Source organism: Neisseria sp. WLZKY-1, from assembly GCF_046546535.1.
Lineage (GTDB): Bacteria > Pseudomonadota > Gammaproteobacteria > Burkholderiales > Neisseriaceae > Neisseria.
Genome location: NZ_JBKGTW010000067.1, coordinates 1 through 7,862, shown reverse-complemented (window position 1 = coordinate 7,862; position 7,862 = coordinate 1). Strand labels below are relative to the sequence as shown.

Sequence of the window (7,862 nt, the reverse complement as noted above, 5' to 3'; positions counted from 1 at the left end):
TGAATGCCCGGATGCGTGATTACTTTGCCGAAAACGGTATCCAAACGGCTTGATTTGAGTTTTGGTATTTTTGCCCGACGGGGTGAAAAATACAGTTGCTACGGATTTTCAGGCTGCCTTTACGGCGGTTTATAGGCCGTCTGAAAGCCTGATCGGGCAGCCTGAAAATATCGCAACGGCCTTTCAGGCTGCCTTGTCCGTCAGCATTTGGCTTCGGCGTTTTTGCGCAGGTAGTACCACCAGTTGATCAGGGCGCAGACGGCATAAAGCACGATAAACGAGTAGAGGGCGGCGTTGACGCTGCCGGTCATTTCGATGGATGTGCCGTAGCTTTTGGGGATCAGGAAGCCGCCGTAGCCTGCGAAGGCGGCGGTGAAGCCGATAACGGCGGCGGCTTCGCGGATGGCGTCTTTTTCGGCTTCTTCGCGGCTGACCAGCCCTGCGTCGGCGCGTTTTTGGTGGTAGATGTTGAAAATAATGGGTATCTGCATGAAAGTCGAGCCGTTGCCCAAGCCCGCCAGTGCGAACAGCAGCATGAAGCAGGCGAAGAAGCCCCAGAAGCTGCCGCCGTTGCCGGATGCGTCGGGCAGGAAGGCGAGTACGCCGAATATGCCGAGTATCATGCCGGTGAAGACGATATTGGTGATTTTCGCGCCGCCGACTTTGTCGGAAATCCAGCCGCCGAGCGGGCGTACGGCCGCGCCGATCAGGGGGCCGAGAAAGGCGTAACCTAGCGGCATGCCGGGAAACAGGGTTTTGGTGAGCAGGGGGAAGCCTGCGGAAAAGCCGAGGAAGGAGCCGAAGCAGCCGAGGTAGAGGATGCACATCAGCCAGTTGTGTTTGCGTTTGAAGATGCTGGCCTGGTCTTTAAAGCTGGCTTTCGCGCTGGCGAGGTCGTTCATGCCGAACCAGGCGGCGATGGAGGAGGCGAGGATGAAGGGTACCCATACGAAGCCGGCGTTTTGCAGCCAGATTTGTTTGCCGCTGTCGGCCAGCACCTGCGGTTCGCCGCCGAGCGCGCCGAAGAGGCCGGCGGTGATGACGAGGGGGACGACGAACTGGACGGCGGATACGCCGAGGTTGCCCAAGCCTGCGTTCAGGCCGAGGGCGGTGCCTTTTTCGGCGCGGGGGAAGAAGAAGCTGATGTTGGCCATGCTGGACGAAAAATTACCGCCGCCGAAGCCGCACAGCAGAGCCAGAATAATCATGGTGCTGTAACTGGTGGTGGGGTCTTGCACGGCAAAGCCGAGGCCGATAGCGGGCAGGAGCAGGCTGGCGGTGGAGATGGCCGTCCAGCGGCGGCCGCCGAAAATGGGCACCATAAAGGAATAGACGGCGCGCAGGGTGGAGCCGGAAAGGGCGGGCACGGCGGCGAGCCAGAAAAGCTGGTTTTTGGTGAACTGGAAGCCGATGTTGGGCAGGTTGAGCGTGGCGACGCTCCACACCTGCCACATGGCAAAGGCGAGAAACAGGGCGGGGATGGAAATCCACAGGTTGCGTTTGGCAATCTTTTTGCCGGTGGTTTGCCAGAATTGGGGGTCTTCCGGCCGCCAGTCTTGGATAAGGTGGGACATGGGTTCTCCTCGGGGAGGGGTTGGAATGGGGTTGGCGGTTTTTCAGACGGCCTGTGTTGCGTTTCAGGCTGCCTTTGGTTTTCAGGCAGCCTTTGTTTGGTTCAGGCCGTCTGAAAAGGGTGTTTTTCCTGTTCCGTCATTCCCGCGTAGGCGGGAATCTTATTCGGGCTGCAACGGTGTCGGCAAAACAGCCTGCCGCTTCGCTGCCTGCCTTACAGGCCGTCTGAAAGCACATCAGGCAGCCTGAAAAACCGTTTTTCCGGTTTCAGGCTGCCTTGCTGTTTACTGCCCGCGATTGGGTTTGAAAGAAAAGTGCATCCAAATCAGGGATACGCACACAGTGCCGTAGAGCAGCATAAAGGCGGTGGAGCGGATGCCGGTGTAGTCCAGCAGGATGCCGAACATAATCGGCAGCAGGAAACCGCCCAAGCCGCCCGCCAGGCCGACCACGCCGGAGACCGCACCGATGTTGTCGGGGTAGTCGTTGGCCACGAATTTGAACACCGAAGCCTTACCCACTGCCATGGCGATGCCGGCGGTAAACATCAGAATCGTGAACACCACCACGTTCAGCCCGATATGGAAGCTCTGCGCGCCTTTGGTGCTGGCAACCACAAAATCAGTTTGCGGGTAAGACAGGATAAAGAAACACACCCACAGCACCCACATCACATACCAGGTAACTTTATACGCGCCGAATTTGTCGGACAGCCAGCCGCCCAGCGCGCGCAACACGCCGCCCGGCAGCGAGAAACAGGCCGCCAAGAGCGCGGCGGTTTGCAGGCTCATGCCGTATTCGCCGATGTAGTAGTGGGTCATCCACAGCGCGAGGCCGACGTAGCCGCCGAACACCACCGAGTAATACTGGCTGTAGCGCAGCACGCCGGGGTCTTTCATCAGCGCGAGCTGCTCTTTGAGGCTCACTTTGGAATCGACCAGATGTTTCGGGTCGTGATAGCTGGTGAACCAAAACAAAACGGCCGTTGCCAGCATAATCGCCGCGTACACGTTGGGTACAATCAGCCACGATCCGCCCGCCGCCGCAATCAATACCGGTGCAAGGAGCTTGTTAACCGCACTGCCTGCATTGCCCGCGCCGAACACGCCCATCGCCAAACCCTGCTGCTCTTTGGAAAACCAGCGGGCGACATAGGGCGTGCCCACCGAAAACGAGCCGCCCGCCAAACCCATCACCAAACCGATGGCGAGAAACTGCCAGTATTCGGTGGCATACTGCATCAGAAAAATAAACGGCACGCTTACCAGCATCAGCACAAACAGCACGATGCGGCCGCCGAATTTGTCGGTGAGAATCCCCAGCGGCACACGCACCAGCGAGCCGGAAAGCACGGGGATGGCGGTAAGGATGCCGAACTGCGCCTCCGTCAGCCCGAGCTGTTTCTGAATCGGTACGCCGATTACCGCCAGCATCATCCAAATCATAAAGCACACGGTAAACGACACCGTGCTGGACACCAGCACCGAATAGCGTTTGTAGTTTTCGGATTTCATTTCCGATTTCCTTTGTTTGATTAAACGGGTTTTGCAACAAATCAACCGCTTGCGGCACGCACCCCGCCTTGCGCGGAAAATGTGCCATACCAGACGGCATATCCCCATTCTATGCGCCGTCCCGCGAAAAAATCAGTTGCCCTAATGCGGAAACCACCCTACCCGAAAGGAGTAGCGCGGCTAACCCTTTTGTATCCGATTGGCACTATCGTTTGCCCGAGTCGGGGGAAAAGGCAAAAAAAGGCCGTCTGAAAACGGGACTTTTCGTTTTCAGACGGCCTCTCAAAGGGTACAGAACACGTGCGTTGCCGGGTGATACACCCTGCCCATGCACGCTGCGCTTGCTTGGATATAGGTGGGTTGGTTTAAGGCTTTAAGATTTCGCGCAGTTTGTTGAGGTCTTGTTTGAAGTAGCTTTGTTTTTCGCCGTCGGCTTGGTCGGTGAGTTCCAGCATATCGGGTTTGCCGTTCCACAGCAGCATACGCGCTTTGGCGGTGCTGGTTTTGCCGATTTGGGATTTGTCTTGTTGGGTGGGCTCGTTGTCGCGGGTGGTGGAAAAATCGGTGATGCGTTGGCTGAAGGTTTGTGTTTTTTCGTTAAATTGCCATGTGAATTGTTGTCTCATTTTCAGGCTGCCTTTGGGATTGGGTTTCCGCTTTGGTTGGCTTGGCGGCTTTGGGCGCGGCAAGGGCGGAGGCAGCGAGGGCGAGCGATGCGGTAAGCAGGGCGGTGGTTAGGATGTTGCGGGGCATAAGGTTTCTTTGTGGGTTTTTGTGGATTGAGGCAGCCTGAAAACGGTATTTCTTGTTTTCAGGCTTCATTGGGCTGGAATTTACTCCAACCAAGTTACCACATCTTCCATGGGCTTGCGCGCTTTGGGGGCGATGTCTTGGACGCGGTAGCCAAAGGTTACGGCTACGGATACACCCCATTCGGCGGGGTCAAATGCGCCTGTTGCGGCAAGGGTGCGGTTCATGTCGTCGTAGTTAAAACCTTCGATGGGGCAGCTGTCTATGCCGATAAGGGCGGCGCCTGTCATCATGTTGGCGAGGGCGATGTAGGTTTGTTTGCTGCACCAGTCAAACAGGGTGCGCTCGTTATCAAGCAGGTGGGCATCGTCGGCTTGGAAGCTGTGGTATTTGGCGAGGGTTTTGCCGATGGCTTCGGGGTGGGTGATGCCGCGGCGCCGGATGCCGTCCAGCATAAAGGGGCTGTCGTAGCGGGCGTTTTTCTTGGCAAGGATGACGACGATGTGGCTGGCGGTATCCAGCGTGGCGGCCATACCCCATGCGAAGGGTTTGAGTTTTTGGCGCAGCTCGGGGTTTTGCACCACGAGAAACTGCCACGGCTCGCTGCCCACGGAGCTGGGGGAGAGGCGGGCGAGTTCTAAAATATAGTTGAAATCTTCGGCGCTGATTTTGCGGTCGGGGTCGTAGTGGCGGCAGGATTTGCGGTATTGGAAGGCGGAGAGGATTTGGGCGGGAGTGAAGAATGTGGTCATGGTGGTTTCCTTTTTGGGGGGTGAAAAGAGGGGATTATAGTGATTTTTTCAGGTCGGATTTACCTTCAATAGCAAGAGAACGCCTCGGCGGCGCACGTATCCTCCGCCGCTGCACAGGCCGTCTGAAAACCCAGCTTCCCGCTTTTCAGACGGCCTTTTCCCGCCGCACTTGCCAGCGCGGGGCAAAGTCTGCATGATGCGTCGTTTTTTGCATTCCGTCCCGAAAGGAAACCCCATGTCCCTCACCCATTTGGACGACCAGGGCAAAAGCCGCATGGTCGATGTCGGCGAAAAAGCCGTAACCCGCCGCGTGGCCGTGGCGGGCGGGCGCGTTGTGTTCCCGCCCGAGGTTTACGCGCAGATTCAGGCGGCCAACGGGCAGACCGCCAAAGGCGCGGTTGCCGAAGTCGCCCGCATCGCCGGCATTATGGCCGCCAAAAACACCGCGTCGCTGATTCCGATGTGCCACCCGATGATGCTCGAACGCTGCAAACTCGAATTTGAATACGACGACGCGTCATGCAGCCTGAACATCACCGCCGAAGCCGCCGTTACCCACAAAACCGGCGTGGAAATGGAAGCACTCACCGCCGTAAGCGTGGCCGCGCTTACCGTGTACGATATGACCAAAGCCCTCAGCCACGACATCGAAATCCAAGATGTGCGCCTGCTGCACAAAACCGGAGGCAAACATGACTTCACCCGCTGAAATCCAAATCCTGTATTTCGCCGCCCTGCGCGAAACGGCAGGCAAAGAGGGCGAAACCATCGCCCTGCCCAACAGCGCGACCGCCGCATCCGTTTACGCGCAACTGGCCGCGCAATACGGCTTCACCCTGCCGCAGGAGCGGCTGCGCTGCGCCGTCAACCACCAATTCGCCGCGTGGGACACCGCGCTGAAAGCCGGTGACATCCTGGCCTTTATCCCGCCCGTAGCCGGAGGCTGAAATGTTTGATTTAACCGAATCCCCCATCGATGCCGCCGCCCTGCGCGCGCGCTTACTCGGCAACGAAAACTGCGGCGCGTTCAACTGCTTCGAGGGCTGGGTGCGCCGCCAAAACGAAGGCAGCCGCGTCGATTATCTGGTGTACAGCGTTTACCGCGAACTCGCGCTCAACGCGGGCAAGGAAGTCATCGCCGAAGCCAAACGCCGCTTTGCCATCGCCGACGCCGTCTGCGTACACCGCCACGGCCGCCTCGAAGTCGGCGAAATGGCGGTGTGGGTGGGTGTGGCCGCCGGACACCGCGACGCAGGCTTCGCCGCCTGCCGCTTCATCATCGACACCGTCAAAGCCCAAGTGCCGATTTGGAAAGAAGAGTTCTACACCGGCCAAAGCCAAAGCGCGTGGTTGGCCAACCCCGAATCGCACGGCGCACGGTAATGGCCGGAAAATATAGTGGGCCAACACAAAAATCTACGGCCTTGCTGCGCCTTGCCGTATTGCTCATACTGTCTGCGGCTTGCTGCCTTGTATCTTTTCATGTTGGCTCACTATAGTCTCCGCCGGCATTCCAAACCCATCCCGGCTTCCCCAAAACGGCCGTCTGAAATCAAGCCGCGCATACTTTTTCAGACGGCCTCCCTCCTTTTCAGACGGCCTGCCGTTTCGGTATCATGGCGGCTTCGCAAAGAAAGCACATCATGATACCCGGCATTCCCCTTCACAAAGACATCGTCCGCCCGCCCGAAACCGTCCTCGTCAACATCACCCCGCAGGAAACCCGCGTCGCCATGCTCGAAGAAAACAACATCTGCGAGCTGCACATCGAACGCAATTCCGGCCACGGCTTGGTCGGCAACATCTATCTGGGCGTCGTGCGCCGCGTGCTGCCCGGCATGCAGAGCGCCTTTATCGACATCGGCCTGGAACGCGCCGCCTTCCTGCACATCGTCGACATCCTCGAACAGCGCAAAAACCCCGAAGAAGCCCAGCGCATCGAACACGTTTTGTTTGAAGGGCAGACCCTGCTCGTCCAAGTCATCAAAGACCCCATCAACAGCAAAGGCGCGCGCCTGTCGACACAGATTTCGCTGGCCGGACGCTTCCTCGTCCACCTACCGCAGGAAGAGCACATCGGCGTGTCGCAGCGCATCGAAGACCACGGCGAGCGCCACAACCTGCGCGGCCGCCTCAACAGCCTGCTGCCGCCCGACTCCGCCCACGGCTACATCATCCGCACCAGCGCCGAAACCGCCACCGACGCCGAATTGCAGGCCGACATCGGCTACCTCACCAAAGTCTGGCAGGACATCCAGCAGCAGGCCAAAACCCTGAGTGCCGGTTCGCTGCTCTACCAAGACCTGCCCCTTAGCCTGCGCGTGCTGCGCGACATGTTCAGCGGCAACACCCGCGAAATCCTCGTCGATTCCAAAGAAAACTTCGCCAAAATGCAGCACTTCGCCGCCCAATACGTGCAGGACGCGGCCGACAAAATCAAACTCTTCTCGGGCGAGCGCCCCCTTTTTGAAACCCACAACGTCGAAGCCGAAATCAACCGCGCCCTACAACCGCGCGTCAGCCTCAACTTCGGCAGCTACCTCATCATCGAAGCCACCGAAGCCATGACGACGATAGACGTGAACACCGGCGGCTTCGTCGGCGCGCGCAATTTCGACGAAACCATTTTCAAAACCAACCTCGAAGCCTGCCACGCCATCGCGCGCGAACTGCGCCTGCGCAATTTGGGCGGCATCATCATCATCGACTTTATCGACATGGCCTCCGAAGCCCACCGCGAAGCCGTGTTGCAGGAATTGGCCAAAGCCCTCAGCTTCGACCGCACCCGCGTTACCCTCAACGGCTTCACCAGCCTCGGCCTGGTCGAACTCACGCGCAAACGCACGCGCGAAAACCTCAGCCATGTATTGTGCGAACCGTGCCCCACCTGTCAAGGCAGAGGCCGTCTGAAAACCCCGCAGACCGTCTGCTACGAAATCCAGCGCGAAATCGTGCGCGAAAACCGCCGCTTCGACGCCAAAGAATTCCGCATCCTCGCCTCGCCAGAGGTGATCGACCTGTTTCTCGACGAAGAATCCCAATCGCTGGCGATGCTGATCGACTTTATCGGCAAACCCGTGTCGCTGGCGGTGGAAAACAGCTACACGCAGGAGCAGTTTGACGTGGTGTTGGTTTAGCCAGCCAACCGTTTGACCTTGCCGACATATAGAAACCTTTGCAAAAAAGCCCTTCCTTCGACAGCCGGAACCCAAACACAGGTTTTCGGCTGTTTCCTCCCCCAATCACTCCTGATTTTACCCAAATACCCCCTTAA

At 58.3% G+C, this 7,862-nt stretch carries 9 protein-coding genes; 4 read left to right on the top strand and 5 right to left on the bottom strand.

What is annotated here, in order from left to right; translation table 11 throughout:
* Positions 1-200: 200 nt before the first annotated feature.
* The 5 genes from ACLD9W_RS11545 to ACLD9W_RS11525 all read right to left on the bottom strand — a co-directional run bounded on the left by ACLD9W_RS11545 (position 201) and on the right by ACLD9W_RS11525 (position 4,588).
* Positions 201-1,574 carry a NarK family nitrate/nitrite MFS transporter gene (locus ACLD9W_RS11545; RefSeq protein WP_410842154.1) on the bottom strand — a complete coding sequence of 458 codons (1,374 nt, stop codon included), beginning with the start codon at positions 1,572-1,574 and terminating at the stop codon, positions 201-203.
* A 282-nt stretch (positions 1,575-1,856) separates the two neighbouring features.
* On the bottom strand, positions 1,857-3,086 hold the full coding sequence (locus ACLD9W_RS11540; protein ID WP_410842153.1) for an MFS transporter: 1,230 nt from the start codon (positions 3,084-3,086) through the stop codon (positions 1,857-1,859).
* Positions 3,087-3,451: 365 nt separating this feature from the next.
* On the bottom strand, positions 3,452-3,712 hold the full coding sequence (locus ACLD9W_RS11535; protein WP_410842152.1) for a hypothetical protein: 261 nt from the start codon (positions 3,710-3,712) through the stop codon (positions 3,452-3,454).
* Entirely contained in the window at positions 3,684-3,839 is a 156-nt protein-coding gene (locus ACLD9W_RS11530; RefSeq protein ID WP_410842151.1) for a hypothetical protein, read from the bottom strand. The genes ACLD9W_RS11535 and ACLD9W_RS11530 overlap by 29 nt, the downstream gene beginning before the upstream one ends.
* Positions 3,840-3,919: 80 nt before the next feature.
* The gene (locus ACLD9W_RS11525; RefSeq protein ID WP_410842150.1) at positions 3,920-4,588 is read right to left on the bottom strand and encodes an NAD(P)H-dependent oxidoreductase; all 669 of its coding nucleotides are present in this window, start codon (positions 4,586-4,588) and stop codon (positions 3,920-3,922) included.
* 235 nt (positions 4,589-4,823) lie between these two features.
* Here ACLD9W_RS11525 and moaC point away from each other — a divergent pair, with 235 nt between their 5' ends.
* The 4 genes from moaC to rng all read left to right on the top strand — a co-directional run bounded on the left by moaC (position 4,824) and on the right by rng (position 7,725).
* Positions 4,824-5,297: a cyclic pyranopterin monophosphate synthase MoaC gene (gene moaC, locus ACLD9W_RS11520; RefSeq protein WP_410842149.1), complete on the top strand. Its 474-nt coding sequence runs from the start codon at positions 4,824-4,826 to the stop codon at positions 5,295-5,297.
* Positions 5,281-5,535, top strand: coding sequence for a molybdopterin converting factor subunit 1 (gene moaD, locus ACLD9W_RS11515; RefSeq protein ID WP_410842148.1), 255 nt, complete (start codon positions 5,281-5,283; stop codon positions 5,533-5,535). Before moaC ends, moaD begins: the two co-directional genes overlap by 17 nt.
* A gap of 1 nt (position 5,536) precedes the next feature.
* A complete protein-coding gene (locus ACLD9W_RS11510) occupies positions 5,537-5,971 on the top strand; it encodes a molybdenum cofactor biosynthesis protein MoaE (protein WP_410842147.1) in 435 nt (144 codons plus the stop codon).
* Between the two features lie 260 nt (positions 5,972-6,231).
* The gene (rng, locus tag ACLD9W_RS11505) at positions 6,232-7,725 is read left to right on the top strand and encodes a ribonuclease G (RefSeq protein WP_410842146.1); all 1,494 of its coding nucleotides are present in this window, start codon (positions 6,232-6,234) and stop codon (positions 7,723-7,725) included.
* The last annotated feature ends 137 nt before the right edge of the window (positions 7,726-7,862 follow it).